The sequence below is a fragment of the Pseudomonas sp. NPDC089734 genome (genome assembly GCF_044748865.1).
In the GTDB taxonomy this organism is placed as follows: Bacteria; Pseudomonadota; Gammaproteobacteria; order Pseudomonadales; family Pseudomonadaceae; genus Aquipseudomonas.
In genome coordinates, this window is record NZ_JBIVGV010000012.1 from 113,958 (window position 1) to 135,900 (window position 21,943).

General features: G+C 59.0%; 17 protein-coding genes. 14 read left to right on the top strand and 3 right to left on the bottom strand.

What is annotated here, in order from left to right; genetic code table 11:
* Nucleotides 1-47: 47 nt before the first annotated feature.
* The gene (locus ACIPY9_RS16400) at nucleotides 48-4,502 is read right to left on the bottom strand and encodes a deaminase domain-containing protein (protein ID WP_400703323.1); all 4,455 of its coding nucleotides are present in this window, start codon (nucleotides 4,500-4,502) and stop codon (nucleotides 48-50) included.
* A 248-nt stretch (nucleotides 4,503-4,750) separates the two neighbouring features.
* On the bottom strand, nucleotides 4,751-5,017 hold the full coding sequence (locus tag ACIPY9_RS16405) for a DUF2790 domain-containing protein (protein ID WP_400703326.1): 267 nt from the start codon (nucleotides 5,015-5,017) through the stop codon (nucleotides 4,751-4,753).
* A 352-nt stretch (nucleotides 5,018-5,369) separates the two neighbouring features.
* Here ACIPY9_RS16405 and acs point away from each other — a divergent pair, with 352 nt between their 5' ends.
* Nucleotides 5,370-7,325: an acetate--CoA ligase gene (gene acs / locus ACIPY9_RS16410; protein WP_400703329.1), complete on the top strand. Its 1,956-nt coding sequence runs from the start codon at nucleotides 5,370-5,372 to the stop codon at nucleotides 7,323-7,325.
* A 63-nt stretch (nucleotides 7,326-7,388) separates the two neighbouring features.
* Here the strand turns inward: acs and ACIPY9_RS16415 are convergent, their stop codons facing one another.
* The gene (locus ACIPY9_RS16415) at nucleotides 7,389-8,264 is read right to left on the bottom strand and encodes a LysR family transcriptional regulator (protein ID WP_400703332.1); all 876 of its coding nucleotides are present in this window, start codon (nucleotides 8,262-8,264) and stop codon (nucleotides 7,389-7,391) included.
* 150 nt (nucleotides 8,265-8,414) lie between these two features.
* Here ACIPY9_RS16415 and ACIPY9_RS16420 point away from each other — a divergent pair, with 150 nt between their 5' ends.
* From ACIPY9_RS16420 to aruF, 13 genes are all read left to right on the top strand, one after another.
* Nucleotides 8,415-9,452, top strand: a complete 1,038-nt coding sequence (locus ACIPY9_RS16420) for an amino acid ABC transporter substrate-binding protein (protein WP_400703335.1) — start codon at nucleotides 8,415-8,417, stop codon at nucleotides 9,450-9,452.
* A 39-nt stretch (nucleotides 9,453-9,491) separates the two neighbouring features.
* The gene (locus ACIPY9_RS16425) at nucleotides 9,492-10,646 is read left to right on the top strand and encodes an amino acid ABC transporter permease (protein WP_400703338.1); all 1,155 of its coding nucleotides are present in this window, start codon (nucleotides 9,492-9,494) and stop codon (nucleotides 10,644-10,646) included.
* Between the two features lie 2 nt (nucleotides 10,647-10,648).
* On the top strand, nucleotides 10,649-11,740 hold the full coding sequence (locus ACIPY9_RS16430; protein WP_400703341.1) for an amino acid ABC transporter permease: 1,092 nt from the start codon (nucleotides 10,649-10,651) through the stop codon (nucleotides 11,738-11,740).
* A complete protein-coding gene (locus tag ACIPY9_RS16435; protein WP_400703344.1) occupies nucleotides 11,737-12,513 on the top strand; it encodes an amino acid ABC transporter ATP-binding protein in 777 nt (258 codons plus the stop codon). Before ACIPY9_RS16430 ends, ACIPY9_RS16435 begins: the two co-directional genes overlap by 4 nt.
* Nucleotides 12,510-13,466 carry an isoaspartyl peptidase/L-asparaginase family protein gene (locus tag ACIPY9_RS16440; protein ID WP_400703347.1) on the top strand — a complete coding sequence of 319 codons (957 nt, stop codon included), beginning with the start codon at nucleotides 12,510-12,512 and terminating at the stop codon, nucleotides 13,464-13,466. Before ACIPY9_RS16435 ends, ACIPY9_RS16440 begins: the two co-directional genes overlap by 4 nt.
* A 508-nt stretch (nucleotides 13,467-13,974) precedes the next feature.
* Nucleotides 13,975-14,751 (top strand): ABC transporter substrate-binding protein, encoded by a 777-nt coding sequence (locus ACIPY9_RS16445; RefSeq protein WP_400703350.1) that lies wholly within the window; start codon nucleotides 13,975-13,977, stop codon nucleotides 14,749-14,751.
* Nucleotides 14,752-14,839: 88 nt separating this feature from the next.
* Nucleotides 14,840-15,529 (top strand): ABC transporter permease, encoded by a 690-nt coding sequence (locus ACIPY9_RS16450; RefSeq protein ID WP_400703353.1) that lies wholly within the window; start codon nucleotides 14,840-14,842, stop codon nucleotides 15,527-15,529.
* Nucleotides 15,526-16,224 (top strand): ABC transporter permease, encoded by a 699-nt coding sequence (locus tag ACIPY9_RS16455; protein WP_400703356.1) that lies wholly within the window; start codon nucleotides 15,526-15,528, stop codon nucleotides 16,222-16,224. Before ACIPY9_RS16450 ends, ACIPY9_RS16455 begins: the two co-directional genes overlap by 4 nt.
* 1 nt (nucleotide 16,225) lies before the next feature.
* Nucleotides 16,226-17,338 (top strand): succinylglutamate desuccinylase/aspartoacylase family protein, encoded by a 1,113-nt coding sequence (locus ACIPY9_RS16460; RefSeq protein WP_400703359.1) that lies wholly within the window; start codon nucleotides 16,226-16,228, stop codon nucleotides 17,336-17,338.
* Between the two features lie 22 nt (nucleotides 17,339-17,360).
* Complete coding sequence (locus ACIPY9_RS16465; protein WP_400703362.1) at nucleotides 17,361-18,125, top strand: ABC transporter ATP-binding protein; 765 nt, start codon at nucleotides 17,361-17,363, stop codon at nucleotides 18,123-18,125.
* Nucleotides 18,126-18,257: 132 nt separating this feature from the next.
* Entirely contained in the window at nucleotides 18,258-19,250 is a 993-nt protein-coding gene (locus ACIPY9_RS16470; RefSeq protein ID WP_400703365.1) for a GlxA family transcriptional regulator, read from the top strand.
* Nucleotides 19,251-19,543: 293 nt separating this feature from the next.
* Nucleotides 19,544-20,761 (top strand): aspartate aminotransferase family protein, encoded by a 1,218-nt coding sequence (locus ACIPY9_RS16475; RefSeq protein WP_400703368.1) that lies wholly within the window; start codon nucleotides 19,544-19,546, stop codon nucleotides 20,759-20,761.
* 138 nt (nucleotides 20,762-20,899) lie between these two features.
* Complete coding sequence (gene aruF, locus ACIPY9_RS16480; RefSeq protein ID WP_400703371.1) at nucleotides 20,900-21,931, top strand: arginine/ornithine succinyltransferase subunit alpha; 1,032 nt, start codon at nucleotides 20,900-20,902, stop codon at nucleotides 21,929-21,931.
* Nucleotides 21,932-21,943: the final 12 nt, after the last annotated feature.

Consider the following 21,943-nt stretch of genomic DNA (forward strand, 5'->3'; position numbering starts at 1 on the left):
AGCGATGTGATTATTCCTGTCAGAAAAGGGCTGTCGTTTCCGTTGAATTACGGGTAGTCGAGCATGTAAGTGACTGAAAACTCCGCATTGGGGTAGTTCAGCCTCACACGTGGAAGTACAAAACCGCCACAGGAGCCGCAGCTGTCCATGAGCGTAAAGAAGTGGATGCGCGCGGCGTTGTCGTGCACCAGCTCATCGTCCATGACGGTTGCGATCAGGCGCTCGGAATCCAGCTGGCGATCATGCTGCCTGACGACCAGGGTGTTTTCCCGACGCAGTGTGGGCAGGCTGGTGTATTTCGGGTCCGGTGCGCGCGTCTGCATCACGGCTCGGGCGTCGATGTACGTGACGCCTCCAATGGTCTTGCGAGGCTCCTCGATCTTCAGGTGTATTTTTTTCGCACGCTTTCCGCCTGCCAGGGCATAGATGACCATGCGTGCTCCCGAAGGGGTTTCGACGGCGACATAAGCCAGGTTGGAGAGGTTGATGTGCCGCGAGATTTCGTTGGCCGAGCTGATCTGTACAATCGTCTCGAGGTTGAAGCCCGGAGAGCTCAACTGCTTGTTGCGCGCCGGCAAGAGATGATTGAGCACTTCGCAGATGGCGGCCTGGCGTGCTTCGGGTTGCAGGCTGATTTTCTTGAAGTCGGGGATCAGGCTTCTGGCCATCTCCACGTACTGCTCCTGTTCGGCTGCGCCGCTGAGTATCAGGACCGCTTCTTCTTCCAGTTCGGTGCATAAACGGCGACGCTGATAGCGCTGAAGGTATTGAGCATAGGAAATATCACCGTAACGACGGCCCGTGTGTTGCTGCATGTCAAACAGCAGTTTGGCGACATTGTCGATGTCCTGTTTGGCATGAAAGCGATTGGCCAGGAAGCGCATGTGTTCCGACGGTATCAGATAGGCCTTGATAACGGCGGGATTGGTGACCCTGCTGAACAGGAGGGTATCGCCCTGTCCGAGGGCGGCCCGGTAAAAGACCCCGTGGTCGGGCTCGACCATGATGTCGTCCCCGACTTTGACACCCCTCAGCACTCTGCTGTCTTCAATACCTTCGGCTATCTGCTTGAACTCCATGGCCGGTAATAGTCTGTCTATCCAGTTCATGACGTTGTCCGAGGCATTCTCGGGCAGAGGGTGCCGTGGCAGCAGGGTGCCTGTGATCTGCTCCTGGTAAACGGGTTTGTCCGGCAGGTTGAGTGCGGCTTTTTCTTCCGGGGTCAATACGCTGAGTTTCTTGCCAATGACTTGCTCGGGCTTTCGTCCCTTGGCCGGTACGATATGGTCGGCCCACTTCTGAAAATGCCCCTCCATGACCATGACAGGGAGCAGGCGAGGGGCACTGCCGGGAAGTTCGACGAGCATTTCAGCGGGCCTGTATTCACGCAGGCTGAAGGCCACGGCGGCCTGTTGCTGCCGGCTCGATCCGGCATCCAGGTTGACTTCCGGCGGTTTGGTCTTGAGCGACAGAGGGGCTGTACAGGTTTGAAGCAGATCGCGTTTCGGCCGACAGTGACCGGGCGATTCAAGCAGTTGCTGTGTCCGGTAGTCTGAAGTGTCCAGGTCGAGTCGACGGAGGAAGGGCGTGTCTTGTGAGGTGTCCAGGCGATAGATGACATTGTCGATGCGGATATCGACCAGCCCCTGCTCCCTGTACAGGGTATAGACCTCACAATTGGCGGCGATCCGGACTCCGCAGGCGTCATCGGCGGTACGTTGAACCGGTGCACAGCCGGGGTATTGCCCTGGAACGATGGTTTCACGCATGGACAGATAGATCGGTTCGCCTGCCGGATCATGGGGCGATGCAAACGGGACCAGCCTGGGGCCATAGGTGTTGCCGGTGTGCAGGTCGATCTGTCGATAATCGGGATTCTGCAGGGTGCCTGTATTGCGGATGGCAATATTGCTGACCCCGTCGACCTGAGTGAGCCGGTCCATGGGGGTAGCCGGTCGCCAGGTCGATGACGGCTGAGTCGAGTGCAGGAGGCTGGCGCGATAAGCCGGGATTGAAGTCCTGGTGTTGACGAAGCGTCTGGCCAGTGCCTTCAGTTCGCTGGCCGAATGGTGGACACCCTGCATGAACAAGCGGGACGCCATGATCGGCATCAGCAGGCGTTTTTTGCCCACGGTATTGGCGACCCTCAGGGTACTGGCGACGGTCCGGCTGGCGGTGGCCAGCGGGCGGCCCAGTTCAGGGACGACATCCAGCAGGCAACTGGCAGCATCGGCACCATCGTTGACATCAAAGCATCCTACGAAGGGGACGATATTCTTGATGTCCTGCCAGATCGCCTCAAAGGGCGCTTCTGTGCGTTTCTTGCGGCGACTTTCGGCGGTCGTCAGGCCCATGCAGTTTTCACGAATGATTTCCTTGTGAAACAGAAAAATATCGTGGGTCATGCAACGAGCGATTTTGTCTTCGACGGTTGGACCCCGGACGGTTTCCAGATAGTTGAGGCGGGGAAAGCCTGGGTAAGTATCGGGACCATGGTTATAGGAGGAGTATTCCAGGCTGGCGACACCATACATGACCGATTGGAACAGGTCCGGATTGGTGATGATGGCGACGTCTTTCGGGCTCAGGCGGTGGCACAGGAAGCGGTTTTCCAGGGGAAACACTTCGTAGATGAAGTGCTCATCCTGATAGTGCGCATGAATGAGGCAGCCCAGATTGCCTCGACGGTATCGCCAGTCACTTTCCTGAGCCTGGTGAGGATGGTCGGGACCGATATATTCCTTCCAGCTGGTGGCATACAGCTTCAGTTTTCCATCGAGCAGCCGTTTTTTGTCCTCTGCGGGAAGGTCATGAAGAAACATCCGGGTGGCACGGCTCAGGATCGTTTCTGCTTCCTTCAGGTATCGGTCAAAGTCGTCATGAAACTGGCGGGTGATATCCGGCAGGGGGGTGTTGGCCAGCTTCGCATGGCGGTAATGGGAGCCATCGTCGAGATAGGATTCAAGCTCCGAGTACGCGATCCTGATGACCTGGTCCTGAACCTGTGCGCCAGGGTCGATGCCCGCCGCCAGAAGTGTGCGTTGGGCGGCATAGGCCCGGTTGGGCACCAGTTGCAGCAAGTGCCGGTCACACAACAGCATGAAGGCGCGGGTGGCCCTGTAGATATCGGTGATCGTATAGCTGCTTTTCGAGGGAATGATCGCTTCATGGTTGGCCCATGCCAGGATGGCATCGTTGAGCAGGCTGACGATGTCTGTTTTCTCCTGCTCCGTAAGTGCGGCCTTGGTCCGTTCCATCGGCAGGGCTTCCAGTGCCTCGAAGTCCGGTGCCCGGGTCGGGTCGCATAACGCCAGACCATGGCGCAGGTTGACCCAGCGAGGAGTGGCCTGATAACGGAAGTCAGCAGGAACATCCGTCAGCAGAAGCTCGGGAGCGAAGCGGTGCAGCAGCAGTTCATTGACGAGCTGGGCGTCCGCCAGGGCGCACTTCAGGGTGTCACGGGTGGCGTTATCCAGATCAATGCGGATTTCGGCGAATGAAAGGTCGTCATTGCCCTTGTCGAACAGGCTGTAATGGAGGATGAAGTTCATGCGTCGATCACGAGGCGGATAGAACACATCCATCAAGGCTTCCAGAAGCAGGCGCTGGGAGGGTGTCGTCACGGTTTCCGGGGGAGAGACGAGAGGGCTCCATCCCAGGGCTTCCGCCAGCCGGGCGGCAAGCGCCTTGAATGCTCGACTGTTCATCAAGGCGTTCAGGGCGGCTTTGGGGGGGCGATCCAGTATCACGCCGCGCACCAGGTCTTTTGTGTGGAGTCGCGCTGGAGGAGCGTCCAGGGCCGAGGCTTCGTTGGGGGTCAATGGCCTGAAATGCCCGGAATCCAGATGCATCACATCCAGATTCAGGTGCCGGGTCAGTTTCTCGAGCACGGTGGTGCCCGGCTGGTCTGCCAGCAGGCGGGCCAGTGTTGCTCCGAGGTCCTGATCATTCGGCAGCATCATCAAGGGGGGCAGGGGGAACAACTGCTCCGGGCGCCCGGGCGTGGCGGCCTTTTTCAGATCGGGATAGAGAATGAATCCGGCGAACCAGAATGCCTGTTCGCGGTAGGCGCAGGCACCGCTGCTCCAGAGTTCTCCCGCGAGCGAGAAAATGGCATGGCCGGGTGTGAGCGTCGAGGGATCGGACAGCTTGCCGGGGTTTCGGCTTTTGAAGTCATCCAGGGCAAGCCTGCACATTTTTCTGAAGAATGCGAGACGCCCGCCAGGGGGCACAGGGTGTTTTTCATCACCGTTGTACAGCATGCCGGAAACACGTTTTTCCACTGTGGGTGTTTTGACACGCTGTTCGAGGTGCTCAAGGTAATCGGGGTCAAAGTCGATTTTTCTGATCCTGTCGCTGGCCTGGATACCCAGGCACTTTCTGAACAGGTCGCTCAACGATTCGACAGGCGAATAGACCGTGCCGGTGAATTCATTGGGAAGGCAAAGGTCCTGAAGCGTGAGGTTATTGATATGGCGGATCAGTTCAGGGCTGTCGGCCATTATTGTTGAGTCATTGTTCATATACGTCCATCCATGAATAAAACGTGGGCATGAATGCCGGCTCCGTAAAAAGAGCCAGCGTTCAAGTTGTTATATTCCGGACGTCCGCGTCAGACGGGTGATGCACTGATAGTGCAATTTAAACAGGAAAGAATGATTGACTATCTGTTTCCGAATATCTGTCGTTCAGGCCGTGCGTCAGCCTTTAAAACAAGGCTGGCACACAGGTTGTCTGGACCCGTGACGGGTCAGCCGTTGCTGCAGCCATTGCCCATGACCAGGTAACTCATGATGTGCTGCTGCCCATGGGAATCCTCATAGCGCATGCGGGCCGGCACGACCTTGCAGACGTTGGGCGGCTGGCTGACGGACAGCACTCTGGCAATGTCGGGGTGGGAGTTGTAAGTGTAAGTCTCCACGGGTGTCTGTTGCGCCGTTACTTGAGTTTGCGACTCTTCGGCCAGGGCCAGAGTGCTGAAACCGCAAAGCGCCAGAACCAGCATTGAAACTTTCATGTGCTCTATACCTTCTTGAGTTCGAGAGGAGGCACATCACCCTTGTGAGGTGATGTGCGAAACAGTGTCGAATTACGTTTAAAACAAGCCGTCGTGGGGGACGTTAATTGTTTGCCATGTTGGCGGTGGGCATTCTATTCCCCTTGCCGGGTGGTATATATGAAGTCTTTTGATAATGGTTTTTATTGAAATGGTAACAATCGTGAAGACAGGCTTTTCTTCCGTTGCTTCGCCTTTTGTCCGCGAAGGGGGATAGGCCGGCTCCGGTAAGACCAACGTCGAATGGCCCCACAGGATGTGGCGGGATACAACGGAGTCATAAAACAACAACTATTACACCGAGGTATCCAAGATGAGTGCAGCTTCTCTGTACCCCGTGCGCCCGGAAGTCGTAGCGAATACGCTGACCGACGAGGCGACCTACAAGGCCATGTACCAGCAGTCAGTGGTCAACCCTGATGGTTTCTGGCGCGAGCAGGCACAGCGCCTCGATTGGATAAAACCCTTCACCCACGTCAAGCAGACGTCTTTCGACGACCATCGCGTCGACATCAAGTGGTTTGCCGACGGCACACTGAACGTGGCCTACAACTGTCTGGACCGTCATCTGGAAGAGCGCGGCGACAGCATTGCAATCATCTGGGAAGGCGATGACCCTTCCGAGCACCGTGAAATCACTTATCGCGAGCTGCATGCGGAAGTCTGCAAGTTTGCCAACGCCCTGCGCGGCCAGGATGTGCACCGCGGCGATGTCGTCACCATCTACATGCCCATGATCCCCGAAGCCGTGGTCGCCATGCTGGCGTGTGCCCGGATCGGTGCCATCCATTCGGTGGTCTTCGGCGGTTTCTCTCCCGAAGCCCTGGCAGGCCGCATCATCGATTGCAGCTCCAAAGTGGTGATCACGGCGGATGAAGGCCTGCGTGGCGGCAAGAAAACCCCGCTCAAGGCCAACGTCGACCGTGCCTTGACCAACCCTGAAACCAGCAGTGTGCAGAAGGTCATTGTCTGCAAGCGCACCGGCGGCGAGATCGAGTGGAACCGTCACCGGGACATCTGGTACCACGCCCTGCTGGAAGTGGCCTCGAGCACCTGTGCGCCGAAGGAAATGGGCGCGGAAGAATCGCTGTTCATCCTTTACACCTCGGGTTCGACCGGTAAGCCCAAGGGCGTGTTGCACACCACCGCTGGCTACCTGCTATATGCCGCGCTGACCCATGAGCGTGTGTTCGATTACAAACCAGGGGAAATCTACTGGTGTACCGCAGACGTGGGCTGGGTCACGGGCCATAGCTATATTGTCTACGGCCCGCTGGCCAACGGTGCGACCACCTTGCTGTTCGAGGGCGTGCCGAACTACCCGGATATCACACGCGTGTCGAAGATCGTCGACAAGCACAAGGTCAACATTCTCTACACGGCACCGACGGCCATTCGCGCCATGATGGCCGAAGGGGCCAAATCGGTGGAAGGTGCCGATGGTTCCAGCCTGCGTCTGCTGGGGTCCGTGGGTGAGCCGATCAACCCTGAGGCGTGGGGCTGGTACTACGAAACCGTCGGCAAGAAGAACTGCCCGATTGTCGATACCTGGTGGCAGACCGAAACCGGCGGCATTCTGATCAGCCCGTTGCCGGGTGCGACGGCCCTGAAACCTGGCTCGGCCACACGTCCGTTCTTCGGCGTGATCCCGGCGCTGGTGGATAACCTGGGCAACCTGATCGAAGGCGCTGCCGAAGGCAACCTGGTGATCCTGGACTCCTGGCCAGGCCAGTCCCGTTCGCTGTATGGCGACCATGACCGTTTCGTCGATACCTACTTCAAGACCTTCCGTGGCATGTATTTCACCGGTGACGGTGCGCGTCGCGACGAGGATGGCTACTACTGGATCACCGGGCGTGTGGACGACGTACTCAACGTTTCCGGGCACCGCATGGGGACCGCCGAAATCGAGAGCGCGATGGTTGCGCACCCGAAAGTCGCCGAAGCCGCTGTCGTGGGTGTGCCCCATGACCTGAAAGGGCAGGGCATCTACGTCTATGTCACCCTCAATGCGGGTGAGGTACCGGATGAAGCCTTGCGTATCGAGCTGCGCAACTGGGTGCGCAAGGAGATCGGGCCGATTGCTTCGCCTGATTTCATCCAGTGGGCGCCGGGCCTGCCGAAAACCCGTTCGGGCAAGATCATGCGCCGTATCCTGCGCAAGATTGCGACCGGCGAGTACGACTCTCTGGGCGATATCTCGACCCTGGCCGATCCGGGCGTGGTCCAGCATCTGGTCGATACCCACAAGACCATGAGCGCTGCCTGAGTTCTGAGCGCTGAAAAACGCCCCGCCCGGTGAAGACCGGCCGGGGCGTTTTCATGCCTGGCGTCAGCCTGTCAATCGCTCCCAGAGCGCCCTGGCCGAAGGGTTACGGTTGTCTCGCCAGCGCACCAGAATGATTTCCAGATGATCGGACTCCATATCGGGGTAGAGGCGGACCAGCTCACCGCGTTTGATCAAGGGGGCCACCATGCTGTGCGGCATGCAGGCTACGCCCTGGCCGCTGGCAACCATGGGTTTGAGGGCTTCCGAGACCGTGGCTTCAAAGACATGCCGCAAGCGGTTGGGTTCGGGGTGGCGGCTGATCTGCAGGCGCGACATTTCATGCAGTTGAGCGCTGCGTGAGTAAGTCAGCAAAGGGATCGGGGTCTTGGGTTGTGCGCAACGTGCAGCCAGCTCCGGTGTCGCGACCCAATACAACTCGTCATGCCCCAGCGAAAGCACTTCAAAGTCCCCCTGTTGTGAATAGGACTCGGTCCTGGCATCGCGGTAGAACAGAATGAAATCGCAACGACCCGACATCAGTGCCATGTAGTAGTCATCGGTGCTGCGATAGCCCGTGTCGATGCGGGTAAACATGGGGGACTCAAGCGAGTTCAGCGTGCTGATCCACTGCGGGAAGAAATTGCAGGCCAGAGTATGCAGCGAGGCGAAGGTGAGCGGTCGGTCGATGACTTTCACGCTTTGCTCGCAATCGCGGGCCAGGCGCACCAGTTCCACGACGTTGGGCAACAAGGCTTCACCGGCAGCCGTCAGGCGTATCGGTGTCTTGGCGCGATCGATCAGTGTCGCGCCCAGATGATTTTCGAGTAACTGAATGCGCCGGCTCAGTGCCGATTGGGAAGAGCCGCGCATGCTCGCTGCGGCGGTGAACTTGCCGGTATCGACCAGGGCGAGGAAATCTTCGTACCACTCGATATCCATAGGATTATTCCAGAATTCGATAATGCACTCAGGATAGTGGATCAAGAGTCGCTATCGAGATGGTGAGTCAATGTTTATTGTGAATGCAACCGCCACCTGCTGTTACACCGTGGTCATTCAACATAACAAGAAAATCTTAGGGGCAATGATATGCAGAAATTGAATGGGGTAAGGCTTCTTCTGAGCGCATCACTGTTGGCGCTCGGCGTCAGCGCTACAGGCGCGGCTCACGCAGGTGTGCTGGAAAAGGTCAAGGCACACGGCGCTGTGCGCTGCGGCGTGGCCTCCGATAAGCCCGGTTTTTCGTTGATCGACGATAAAGGTCAGTGGACCGGCATGGACGTGGATCTGTGCCGTGCCGTTGCGGCGGCCGTTCTGGGCGATGCCGACAAGGTCGAATACCTGGCCACCACCGGCAAGAACCGTTTCACCGCGCTGGCCTCAGGCGAAATCGACGTGCTGTCGCGTGCCACTTCCTGGACGGCGGACCGGGTTGCCAGCCTGGGCGTGGACTTCACCACGGTCTGGTTCTACGACGGTCAGGGTTTCATGACCCACGCCAAGGACGGGATCGAAAAACTCACCGACCTGGACGGCGCAACCTTTTGCCTGTCACCGGGTACCACCTCCGAGCAGAACCTCGAAGACTACTTCGGTCAGCGTGGCCTGACCTACAAGACGGTCATCATCGAGAAGAGCCCCGAGCTGTTCGCTGCGTTCCAGCGTGGCCGTTGCAATGCGATTTCCAATGACCTGTCAGGCCTGGCTTCGCGTCTGGCACTGATGAGCAACCCCAAGGAATACGCCTTGTTGCCCGAGGTCATTTCCAAGGAGCCGCTGGGTGCCTACGTGGCCCAGGGCGATACCGTCTGGCGCAACATCGTGACCTTTACCGCATACGCCCTGATGACGGCCGAGGAGCTGGGTGTCAGTTCGGCCAACGTCGATGAATTGCAGGCGAAAAAAGATGCGCCAGCCGATGTCTCGCGTCTGCTGGGTACTGAAGGCAACGTGGGCAAGGCCTTCGGCATGGATAACCAGTGGGCTTACCGCGCCATCAAGCAGGTGGGCAACTATGCGCAGATCTACGAGCGCAACCTGGGTGAGAAAACCACGCTGAACTTCCCGCGCGGCCTGAACCGGCTGTGGAAGGATCAAGGCCTGCTCTACGCACCACCGATTCGGTGATGCCTGCCTGATTGTCCATTGACCGAACGGAATACCTTCATGTTGACCCAATACCTGCAAAAGGCCCGGCTCTGGAGTGCGTTGCAGCAAGGGCTGGTGCTGGCGCTCGTCGCGCTGGTTTTCTACCTGCTCGCGCACAACGCCAGTGCCAACCTCGATGCGCTGAATATCGCTTCGGGGTTCGGATTTCTGTCCCAGCGTGCCGGCTATGACATCAGCTTCAGGCTGATTGACTACACCCCGGACGATACCTACCTGAGAGCCTATGTGGTGGGGCTGCTCAATACCTTGCTGGTGTCGGTATTGAGCATCGTCCTGGCGACGCTGACGGGCGCAGCCCTGGGGCTGGCGCGGGTGTCGGAAAACTGGCTGATCAACCGGCTCAGCGGTGCCTGCATCGAGTTCTTGCGCAACGTGCCGCTGGTGGTTCATGTGGTCTGGTGGTACGGCCTGGCGCTGGCGTTGCCGGGGATCAAGCAGTCGATACCGCTATTCGGCGTGGCCTGGCTGAATAACAGCGGCCTGATGCTGCCATGGCCGAAAGACGGTGCCCTGATGGGCTGGGGGCTGCTGCTGATGGCCGTGGGCATGCTGGCAGCCTATGTGTCTTGCCGGGTTCGCGAGGCGAAGGCCCCGTGGCGCGGTTTCAGTTCCCGCCGCTGGCCATGGTTGTTGGCAGGCGCCGTGTTGCTGCCGCTGCTGGCCTATCTGTTCAGTGGCGCGCATTGGCAATGGGAAGTCCCGGTACAGAAAGGGTTCGGCTTCAAGGGCGGTATCGTGCTGGTGCCGGAGTTGCTCGCGCTCTGCCTGGCCCTGTCGTTCTACAGCGCCAGCTACATTGCCGAAACCGTTCGCGGCGCCATCGAGTCGGTCAACCGTGGTCAGTATGAAGCGGCCAGGGCGCTGGGCTTCGAGCGCGGCTCGACCATGCGTCAGCTGATTGTGCCGCAGGCGGTCTATCCGATGATCCCGCAGGTCACCAACACCTACCTGAATATCGTGAAGAACTCCTCTCTGGGTGTGGTCATCGGTTTCATGGAACTGGTGTCCTCCACGGGCGGTACGACTCTGAACCAGACCGGGCAGGCCATTGAGTGCATCGTGCTGGTCATGGGGACCTATTGCGTGATCAGTCTGCTGATTTCTGTGCTGATGAACATCTACAACCACCGAATCGGCCAGCGAGGACACTGAGCATGACTGCAATGAATCAAGCTCCTCGGATGTTGCCGCCGGTGTTGCCTGTGTCGCAGCGGGCGGTGTTGTGGGCGCGTACTCATCTGTTTCCGAGCATCGGGCACAGCCTTCTGACGCTGGCCGTGCTGGCGCTGTTGTTGTGGTGTGTTCCGGCGGCGTTGAACTGGCTGATCTTCAATGCCACGTTCGTGGGCGACAGTGCGGCGGCCTGCAATCCGCAGGGTGCCTGCTGGCTGCCAATCACCCAGCGCTGGAACCTGTTTGTCTACGGTTTCTATCCGGAAGCCGAGCGCTGGCGGGTCACACTGGCTCTCGCGCTGGCGGTGGGCGCCTTTGTGCTGCTGTTCTTCAGGAGCCTGGATCGCCGGGTGCTGATTGGCTACCTGGCGCTCTTGCCCTTCGTGATGTGGTGGCTGCTCAAGGGCGGTGCCGGTCTGCCGGAAATCTCCTCGACCAAGTTCGCGGGGATGATGGTGACGGTATTCCTGGGCACGGTCGGCATGATTTTCGCCTTGCCGCTGGGCATCCTGCTGGCGTTGGGCCGTCGCTCGAAAAAACCGGTCATTCGCATGCTCTGTGTGGCGTACATCGAGTTGGTGCGTTCGGTCCCGGTCATTTCCCTGCTGTTCATGGCTTCGCTGATGATTCAGCTGTTCCTGCCGCCGGGATCGGCGTTCGACATCCTGTTGCGCGTGCAACTGGTGCTGATTCTGTTCACCGCGGCCTATATGGCCGAGACGCTGCGTGGTGGCTTGCAGAACCTGCCGCGCGGGCAGTTCGAGGCGGCTCAGGCGCTGGGTTTCGGTTACTGGAAGACCATGGGGCAAATCGTCCTGCCGCAAGTGCTCAAGCAATGCATTGCGCCGTTGCTGACGCAATTCATCGGCCTGTTCAAGGAAACCACGCTGGTCATGATCGTCGGTGTGCTGGACATCGTCGGTATCGCGATGAGCACCGCTGCCGCACCTGAGTGGGTGGCCTTCGGTCACGAAATCTACATCTTCCTGGCGATCTATTTCTTCGTCATCTGTTTCGCGCTGTCGCGTTATGCCCGGCACCTGGAACGCAAACTGGAGCAGAACCGCTCATGACTATGAATCGCGAGGCCGACGCGGCCTCAATTGTGCTCATCGACCAGCTCAACAAGTGGTTCGGCAATACGCACGTGCTTCGCAATATCTCGCTCTCGGTCAGGCCGGGTGAAAAAGTGGTGATCTGCGGGCCGTCGGGGTCAGGCAAATCGACACTGATCCGTTGCATCAATCAGCTCGAACAGCATCAGCAAGGCACTGTGCAGGTGCTGGGTGAGGTGCTCGATGGCAGCGTCAGGAAGCTTGAGCGTATCCGGCGTCAGGTCGGCATGTGCTTTCAGCATTTCAATCTGTTCCCGCACCTGACCGTGCTGAAGAATTGCACATTGCCACAAACCTCCAACCTGGGCGTGCCGGAGAACGAAGCCATCGAGCGGGCGTTGAACCTGCTGGACAAGGTCAAGATGCGCGACCACGCCAACAAGTTTCCTTCCCAGCTGTCGGGCGGCCAGCAGCAGCGCATCGCCATTGCCCGCGCCCTGTGCATGCAGCCCAAGGTGATGCTGTTCGACGAGCCGACTTCCGCGCTGGACCCGGAGATGATTTCCGAAGTGCTGGATGTCATGACCGGCCTGGCCCAGGAAGGCATGACGATGATCTGTGTGACCCACGAAATGGGCTTCGCCCGCAAGGTGGCGGATCGCATCATCTTCATGGATAAGGGGGAAATCGTTGAGGAGGCACCGCCCGAGCGCTTTTTCACGGCTCCGGCATCGGAGCGTACACGCTTGTTCCTCGGCCAGATTCTCGATCATGGAGTGAATGCACAATGAGCCGTCCAATCGCTATCGCCTTGCACGGCGGTGCTGGTGTCCTGACTCCCGGCATGTTGAGCGTGGAGGATGAAAATGCCATCCATGCCGCCTTGCTCAATGCCTTGCAGGCCGGTCTGGTGATTCTGGAGGCGGGGGGGACCAGTCTGGATGCGGCGCAGGCCAGTGTCGTCGAACTGGAAGAGTGCCCGTGGTTCAACGCCGGCAAGGGCGCCGTGTTCACCCACCTGGGCGATCATGAGCTGGATGCTGCGATCATGAATGGTGCCAATCTCGAAGCCGGTGCCGTGGCGGGTATTCACCATGTCCGCAATCCCATCCGTGCGGCACGTGCGGTGATGGAGCATAGCGAGCATGTCTTGCTGGCAGGCGTGGGGGCTGACCGGTTTCTTGAGCAGCAGGATCTGGAACTGGTCGCCAATGACTGGTACAGCACACCGTTGCGTCGTCGTCAGCTGGAAGCCCAGCAACAGCAGCCCGAAGTCGTTTCGCTGGAACCGGGTGGCATCGAGAAAAAGTTCGGCACTGTGGGGGCCGTGGCGCTGGACCGGTACGGGCATGTGGCGGCTGCCACTTCCACAGGCGGTATCACCAACAAGCGTTATGGCCGGGTTGGCGATTCACCGTTGATCGGTGCCGGGACCTGGGCGGATGACCGCAGTGCCGCCATTTCAGCGACAGGGCATGGCGAGTTCTTTATCCGTGCCGTCGTGGCGCACAACATTGCGTCCCGGATTCGTCTGCTTCAGACCGACCTGAATACGGCTTGCGAGCAAGTCGTTCAGGGAGAGCTGAAGGATCTGGGCGGCAATGGGGGCGTGGTGGCGGTGTCTCCATCGGGTGAGACAGCGTTGAGCTTCAATACGCCGGGCATGTATCGGGCCTGGCGCGATGCCGATGGTGTGCTGCATACGGCCATCTATGCGGGTGACGATCGTCGGTATGAGCGGTAACTGAGTCCGTTTTGTCGCATGCAGGCCTTTTTCAGCGGGCCTGCATGCGCAGCGGGAAAAAAGATATATATCGATGTGTTACCTGCCCACCCACTTGCATTCATGCCTGCTTCTTTGTGGGACGTATCGCTGAAACTCTGCAGGAAAACGATGCATTTATCCGCGTCCTGTCGGTGGTCTGCAATGCCGGACTTGCCGGATTAGAAGGCTTTGCCAATAATGGGCGCGCTTCTTGCTGTATCAACTGCTTTTTTTGAATTCAAGGATCACGAAGCTGGAAGCCTGTCAACAGGCTGAAAGGCGTTTCTTGGCGCATCTGTAACTAGTTGTCGCATTGAAGAAATATCGACTTCGTACCTGCCGCTAAAATGCCCCTCACTTGTCAGAGGTCCTCTGACCGGAATTTCGGTATCAGTTGCCTGGCGTCGCTCTCTCCGGATTGTTCTTTCGCATATTGAGCTCTCGCTCACTTTGCCATTTGTCGTGTTTCACCGATGGAGTCCTGTAAATGAAAAAGCTCATGCTTCTTGGCGCGCTGGCGTTGTCTGTGCTTGCCCAGCCGGTTTTTGCCGATGAAAAACCGCTGAAGATCGGTATCGAAGCGGCTTACCCTCCCTTCGCCTCCAAGGCTCCGGACGGCAGCATCGTGGGCTTCGACTACGACATCGGCAATGCCCTGTGCGAAGAGATGAAGGTCAAGTGCACCTGGGTCGAGCAGGAATTCGACGGCCTGATCCCGGCGCTCAAGGTGCGCAAGATCGACGCGATCCTGTCGTCCATGTCGATTACCGAAGACCGCAAGAAGTCTGTCGACTTCACCGGCAAGTACTACAATTCCCCGGCTCGTCTGGTGATGAAGGAAGGCACTGTGGTCAGCGACAGCCTCGCTGAGCTCAAGGGCAAGAAGATCGGTGTGCAGCGCGGTTCGATCCATGAGCGCTTCGCCCGTGAAACCCTGGCTCCTCTGGGTGCAGAGGTCACGCCTTACGGTTCGCAGAACGAAATCTACCTGGATATCACTGCCGGTCGTCTGGACGGCACCGTCGCCGACGCCACCCTGCTGCAGGACGGCTTCCTGAAAACCGACGCCGGCAAGGGCTATGCCTTTACCGGGCCTTCGTTCTCCGATCCCAAGTATTTCGGTGACGGCATCGGTATCGCGGTTCGCAAGGGCGACAAGGCCAATCTGGACCGTATCAATGCTGCCATCGCTGCGATTCGTGCCAACGGCAAGTACAAGGCTATCCAGGACAAGTACTTCGATTTCGATATCTACGGCAAGTAAGTTGTCGCAACACCATTGAACGAGATGGCGCAAACAGGGCAGCCTGGATTGCGCCATTTTTTATACCCCGGTTCGAGGACCGTACAACATGTTGAAAGGCTACGGGGCTGTGATCCTCGAAGGTGCCTGGCTGACGTTGCAGTTGGCCCTGTCATCGATGGCTCTGGCAATCGTTCTTGGCCTGATTGGCGTGGCGTTGCGCCTGTCGCCCGTACGGTGGCTCGCGTGGCTGGGTGATCTGTACTGCACGGTGATTCGTGGCATTCCTGACCTGGTCCTGATTCTTCTGATCTTCTACGGCGGCCAGGACCTGCTCAATCGCATTGCTCCGATGCTGGGCTTCGATGACTACATCGACCTCAATCCCTTTCTGGCCGGGGTCGGAACCCTGGGGTTCATCTTCGGTGCCTACCTTTCCGAAACCCTGCGCGGTGCCTTCATGGCTATCCCGAAAGGCCAGGCCGAAGCCGGGATGGCTTACGGGATGAGCCGTTTCAAGGTCTTTTTCCGGATCCTGGTGCCGCAGATGATCCGTCTGGCGATTCCGGGCTTTACCAACAACTGGCTGGTGCTGACCAAGGCGACTGCGCTGATTTCCGTCGTCGGTCTGCAAGACATGATGTTCAAGGCCAAGCAGGCGGCAGATGCCACCCGTGAACCCTTCACCTTTTTCCTGGCGGTCGCTGCGATGTATCTGGTCATTACCAGCGTGTCGTTGCTTGCCCTGCGTTATCTGGAAAAGCGTTACTCCGTGGGCGTAAGGGCGGCTGACCTATGATTTTCGACTACAACGTCATCTGGGACAGCCTGCCGCTGTACTTTGGCGGCTTGCTGGTGACCCTGAAACTGCTGGGCATTTCCCTGTCGTTCGGCTTGCTGGCGGCCTTGCCGCTGGGGTTGATGCGGGTCTCGAAGCGGCGCTGGGTCAATCTGCCCGCCTGGCTGTACACCTATGTGATTCGCGGCACTCCCATGCTGGTACAGCTGTTCCTGATCTATTACGGGCTGGCTCAGTTCGCGGCGGTGCGCGAGAGTGTCCTGTGGCCGTGGCTGTCCAGTGCCAGTTTCTGTGCCTGTCTGGCTTTCGCCATCAACACCAGCGCCTACACTGCCGAGATCATTGCCGGCAGCCTCAAGGCCACACCGGCTGGTGAGATAGAAGCTGCTAGGGCTGTCGGCATGTCGCCGTTCAAGATGTACCGCCGTATCCTGCTGCCTTCAGCCTTGCGCCGGGCGCTGCCGCAGTACAGCAATGAAGTCATCATGATGTTGCAGACCACCAGTCTGGCCTCCATCGTGACCCTCATCGATATCACGGGCGCGGCCCGCACGGTCAATGCCCAGTTCTACCTGCCTTTCGAGGCTTATATAACCGCAGGCGTTTTCTATTTGTGCCTGACATTCATTCTGGTGCGACTGTTCAAGATGGCGGAGCGTCGCTGGCTGGGCTACCTGGCCCCACGGAAGGTCTGACATGCAAAGAATCGATCATGTATTGCCGTGGGGAAGCCTCGGCACCGAGCGTCAACTGAGCGTCTTTCGTTTCGGCAACGGCGAGCGCAAGGCGTATATCCAGGCCAGTCTGCACGCGGACGAATTGCCGGGCATGCGTACGGCCTGGGAGCTGAAAAAACGCCTGACCCAACTGGAAGAGCAGGGTGCCCTGAAAGGGGTGATCGAACTGGTGCCCGTGGCCAACCCGCTGGGTCTGGGCCAGTTGTTGCAGGGTGCGCATCAGGGGCGTTTCGAGTTCGGCAGCGGCAAGAATTTCAACCGCGATTTCACCGAGCTGAGCGAGCCGGTCGCCGAGTTGCTGGAAGGGCAGTTGGGAGATGACCCGCGCGCCAATATTCAGCTGATTCGCCAGGCCATGAGTACCGCGCTTGAACGTCTTCCGGCCGCACAAAGTGAGTTGCAAGGCATGCAGCGCGTGTTGCTGGGGCATGCCTGCACCGCGGATGTGGTGCTCGACCTCCATTGCGATGCCGATGCTGCCCTGCACATGTATGCCTTGCCGCAACAATGGCCGCAATGGCGTTCACTGTCGGCTCATCTGGGGATCAAGGTGGCGCTGCTGGCCGAAGACTCTGGCGGCAGCTCCTTTGACGAGGCCTGTTCGCTGCCCTGGCTGCGCTTGTCGCGGATCTTTCCGGAGGCGCAGATTCCCCTGTCCTGTCTGGCCACGACCATTGAGCTGGGCGGTCAGGCCGATACTGGCAAGGTCGACGCGGAAGTTCATGCCGAAGGCATCCTGGCGTTTCTGGCCGAGCAGGGTTTTATCGGTGGCGACTGGCCGCAGCCTGCCCACGATGCCTGTGAAGGCATGCCGTTCGAGGGAACCGAACTGTTGTATGCGCCTCATCCCGGTGTGGTGACCTTCCTGCGTGCTGCCGGAAGCCACGTCGAAGTGGGTGAGCCACTGTTTGAAGTCATCGATCCGTTGTCCGATCGGGTCAGCACCATCTGTGCGAATACTGCCGGGGTGTTATTCGCCATCGAGCGGCTTCGCTATGCACAACCGGGTTTCTGGCTGGCCAAGGTGGCGGGGCGCACAGCGCTGCGCCACGGGCGCCTGCTCAGTGACTGACTGTTTTATGAGAACCGAAAGCATGAACAAACTGGAAGTCCAGGACCTGCACAAGCGTTATGGCAGCCATGAAGTGATCAAGGGCGTGTCCCTGACGGCCAAGGCAGGCGATGTCATCAGTATCATTGGCTCCAGCGGTTCGGGTAAAAGTACTTTTTTGCGTTGCATCAATCTGCTCGAGCAACCCCATGCCGGCAAGATCCTGCTCAATAACGAAGAACTCAGGCTGGTGCCGAACAAGGACGGCGGCCTGAAGGCTGCCGACCCGAAGCAGTTGCAGCGCATGCGCTCGCGGCTGTCCATGGTGTTCCAGCATTTCAATCTGTGGTCGCACATGACGGCCTTGCAGAACGTCATCGAAGCTCCGGTCCATGTCCTGGGTGTCTCGAAAAGGGAAGCGCTGGAAAAGGCCGAGCATTATCTGGCCAGGGTCGGTGTTGCCCATCGCAAGGATGCCTATCCTGGCCACATGTCCGGCGGCGAGCAGCAGCGAGTGGCTATCGCCCGTGCCCTGGCCATGGAGCCGGAGGTCATGCTGTTCGATGAGCCGACTTCAGCGCTGGACCCGGAGCTGGTCGGCGATGTGCTCAAGGTCATGCAGGGGCTGGCTCAGGAAGGCCGGACCATGGTGGTGGTCACCCACGAAATGGGGTTTGCCCGCGAAGTCTCCAATCAACTGGTTTTCCTGCATCAGGGTGTGGTGCTGGAGCAGGGGGATCCGCGGGAGGTATTGGCCAATCCTCAGTCCGAGCGCTTGCAGCAATTCCTCTCGGGGAGTCTCAAATAATTCATGGTGTCGCTTTGACGATGCCTTTTACCGCAGAACAGGGCATGCTGCGCATCACGCAACATGACCTGGCTGCTCCAGCACGGACCCGTTGAGGTCCGGCCTTTGAGGCGATACGTATCGGATGTCCCAATGACTGCCCATCGAATAGGTTTCCTTGTCTGGCCCGGCACCAAAGCCTTGACCCTGGCGTTGGCTGAGGAAGCCTTGCGCGTTGCCCAGAACGTTCACCCTGACGTGGTCTATGAATTGTCCTTCCTTCAGGCCGAGGCCGCGGATGAACCGGTTGCTGCCGGGGCATGGCAATTGCCGGGTGAGCCATGGGCCGGTCGAATCGATGGGTTTCAGAAACTGTTCCTGCTGGCCGATGAGCCGCCAGCGCCGATGTCTTCCGCGCTGGCCAGTGCCCTCAAGCAACTGGTGCGTGCAGGCTGTGTGATGGGCGGGCTTTCGGCCGGGGTATATCCCATGGCCCAGTTGGGGTTGCTCGATGGCTATCGGGCGGCCGTGCACTGGCGCTGGCAGGACGACTTCAGCGAGCGCTTCCCCAAGGTAATTGCAACCAGCCACCTGTTCGACTGGGATCGTGATCGCCTGACCGCCTGTGGCGGCATGTCGGTGCTCGACCTGCTGCTGGCCGTTCTGTCCCGTGACCACGGCGCCGAGCTGGCCGGTGCGGTGTCCGAGGAACTGGTGGTCGAACGCATTCGCGAAGGCGGGGAGCGTCAGCGCATTCCTCTGCAAAACCGGTTGGGCTCCAGCCATCCGAAGCTGACCCAGGCCGTTCTGTTGATGGAAGCCAATATCGAAGAGCCGCTGACCACGGATGAAATCGCACAGCATGTCTGTGTGTCGCGTCGTCAGCTGGAGCGGATCTTCAAGCAATACCTCAACCGTGTCCCGAGCCAGTATTACCTGGAGCTGCGCCTGAACAAGGCGCGGCAGATGCTGATGCAGACCAGTAAGTCGATCATCCAGATCGGCCTGTCCTGTGGCTTCTCGTCCGGGCCGCACTTCTCCAGCGCTTATCGCAACTTCTTCGGCGCAACGCCGCGTGAAGACCGCAATCAGCGACGCAGCAACAGCCCCTTCGAGTTGTCCTCGGTTCCGGCCGAACGCGGATGAGTGGGAGCGAATTCATTCGCGAAAACGGTCTTTCAAATGACCTCTCTGCGTCGGATGTACCGGCTATTCGCGGATGAATCCGCTCCTGCGGCGTGTGGATTTATCCGCAAAAGACACTGGGTTTAGACTGCGCCTTTGTGATGCAATATGTCGCATTGCCGAAAGCGGTGAAAAAAACCGGTTTTGCGCTGTAACAAGTTGTCGCCTGGCGACAAGGCCGAACAGAAATCAGTCCTTACAATCTTTCCATCGCTTGCCAGTACCCGGCAGGCGTTCCTCTTCAGGAGACTCCGATGTCCGTTGAGCAAGCTGCGGTGCAACGCGCCGATTTCGACCAGGTTATGGTCCCCAACTACGCACCTGCCGGGTTCATTCCCGTGCGTGGCGCGGGTTCCCGAGTATGGGATCAGTCGGGGCGCGAACTGGTGGATTTCTCCGGCGGGATTGCCGTCAACGTATTGGGCCACTGCCACCCGGCGCTGGTCGGTGCATTGACCGAGCAGGCCAACAATCTGTGGCATGTCTCCAACGTCTTCACCAACGAGCCGGCCTTGCGTCTGGCCAGAAAGCTGGTGGACTCGACTTTTGCCGAGCGTGTGTTCTTCTGCAACTCCGGGGCTGAAGCCAACGAAGCCGCTTTCAAGCTGGCGCGTCGGGTTGCCCATGACCTGTATGGCTCGGAAAAGTACGAAATCATTGCAGCCCTGAACAGCTTCCATGGTCGCACTCTGTTCACCGTGAGCGTGGGTGGCCAGCCCAAGTATTCCGATGGCTTCGGGCCGAAGATCACCGGTATCAGCCATGTGCCATACAACGACCTGGAAGCACTGAAGGCCGCAATCAGCGACAAGACCTGCGCCGTTGTACTGGAGCCGATTCAGGGCGAGGGCGGTGTATTGCCTGCCGAGCTGGAATACCTGCAAGGCGCACGCAAGTTGTGCGACGAGCACAACGCACTGCTGATCTTCGACGAAGTGCAGAGCGGCATGGGCCGTAGCGGCCACCTGTTTGCCTACATGCACTACGGCGTGACCCCGGACATCCTGTCCAGCGCCAAGAGCATCGGTGGCGGTTTCCCTCTGGCGGCGATGCTGACCACCGAGAAACTGGCCAAGCATTTTGCCGTGGGTGTGCACGGCACGACTTACGGCGGCAACCTGCTGGCCTGTGCCGTGGGCGACGCGGTTATCGATGTGGTCAACACACCCGAAGTCCTCGAGGGTGTAGCGAGCAAGCACCAATTGTTCAAGACCCGTCTTGAGCGGATCGGTCAGCAATACGGTGTGTTCACTGAAGTGCGCGGTCTGGGGCTGCTGATCGGTTGCGTGCTGTCCGATGCCTGGAAAGGCAAGGCCAAGGACATTTTCAATGCCGCCGAGGCTCAGGATCTGATGATCCTGCAAGCCGGTCCTGACGTGATTCGTTTCGCGCCAAGCCTGGTGATCGAAGAGGCCGATATCGAAGAAGGCCTGATTCGCTTCGAGCGTGCGATTGCCAAACTGACGGCCTGATTTTTTCCGGCTGTACTTCCCGATGGTCATCCGCAGGGTGGGCATCGGGCTCATTTCCTGTATCGGGCATGCCCTGGCTGCGCGGTACGCTTTTAGTGCCGGTATTTCCGGCCTGTTGATAGGGTAAGGAGTGACACCATGCTGGTGATGCGCCCCGCGCAAATGGCTGATCTGGCCGAGGTTCAGCGCCTCGCGGCCGACAGCCCGATTGGTGTGACGTCCTTGCCTGACGATGAGGGTCGCCTGGGCGACAAGATCAGTGCCTCGGAAGCGTCCTTCGCTGCCGAAGTCAGCTTCAATGGCGAAGAAACCTACTTCTTTGTCCTGGAGGACAGCGAAAGCGGTCGATTGGTGGGCTGTTCCGGCATCGTCGCTTCGGCGGGGTATTCCGAGCCCTTCTACAGCTTTCGTAACGAAACGTTCGTACATGCCTCCCGCGAGCTGAAGATCCACAACAAGATCCACGTCCTGTCCCAGTGCCATGACCTGACCGGCAACAGCCTGCTGACCAGTTTCTATGTGATCCCCGAGCTGGTGGGCACGGCCTGGTCGGAGCTCAATTCTCGCGGTCGTCTGCTGTTCATTGCCAGCCATCCTGAACGTTTCGCGGACTCGGTCGTGACCGAGATCGTCGGTTATAGCGACGAAAACGGTGACTCACCGTTCTGGGATGCCATCGGACGTAACTTCTTCGATCTGAACTACGCCGAGGCCGAGCGTCTGTGCGGCCTGAAAAGCCGGACATTCCTGGCCGAACTGATGCCGCATTACCCCATCTATGTGCCGCTCCTGTCCGACGCCGCGCAGGAGGCCATGGGGCAGGTTCATCCGCGGGCTCAGATCACGTTCGACATCCTCATGCGCGAAGGCTTCGAGACGGACCATTACATCGATATTTTCGACGGTGGCCCGACGTTGCACGCCCGGGTATCCGGAATCCGCTCGATTGCCCAGAGCCGTCTGGTGCCCGTCAAGGTCGATACCGGCACTGCGGACGACACGGGCAAGGGCGGGCGTCTGTATCTGGTGACCAATGGCCTGTTGCAGGACTACCGGGCACTGCTGCTGGATCTGGACTGGGCACCCGGCCGTCCGGTCGTGCTGAGCCTGAAAGCCGCCGAGGCCCTGGGTGTCGGTGAAGGCGCCAGCGTGCGCCTTGTCGCCGTCTGACCGAACACAGCG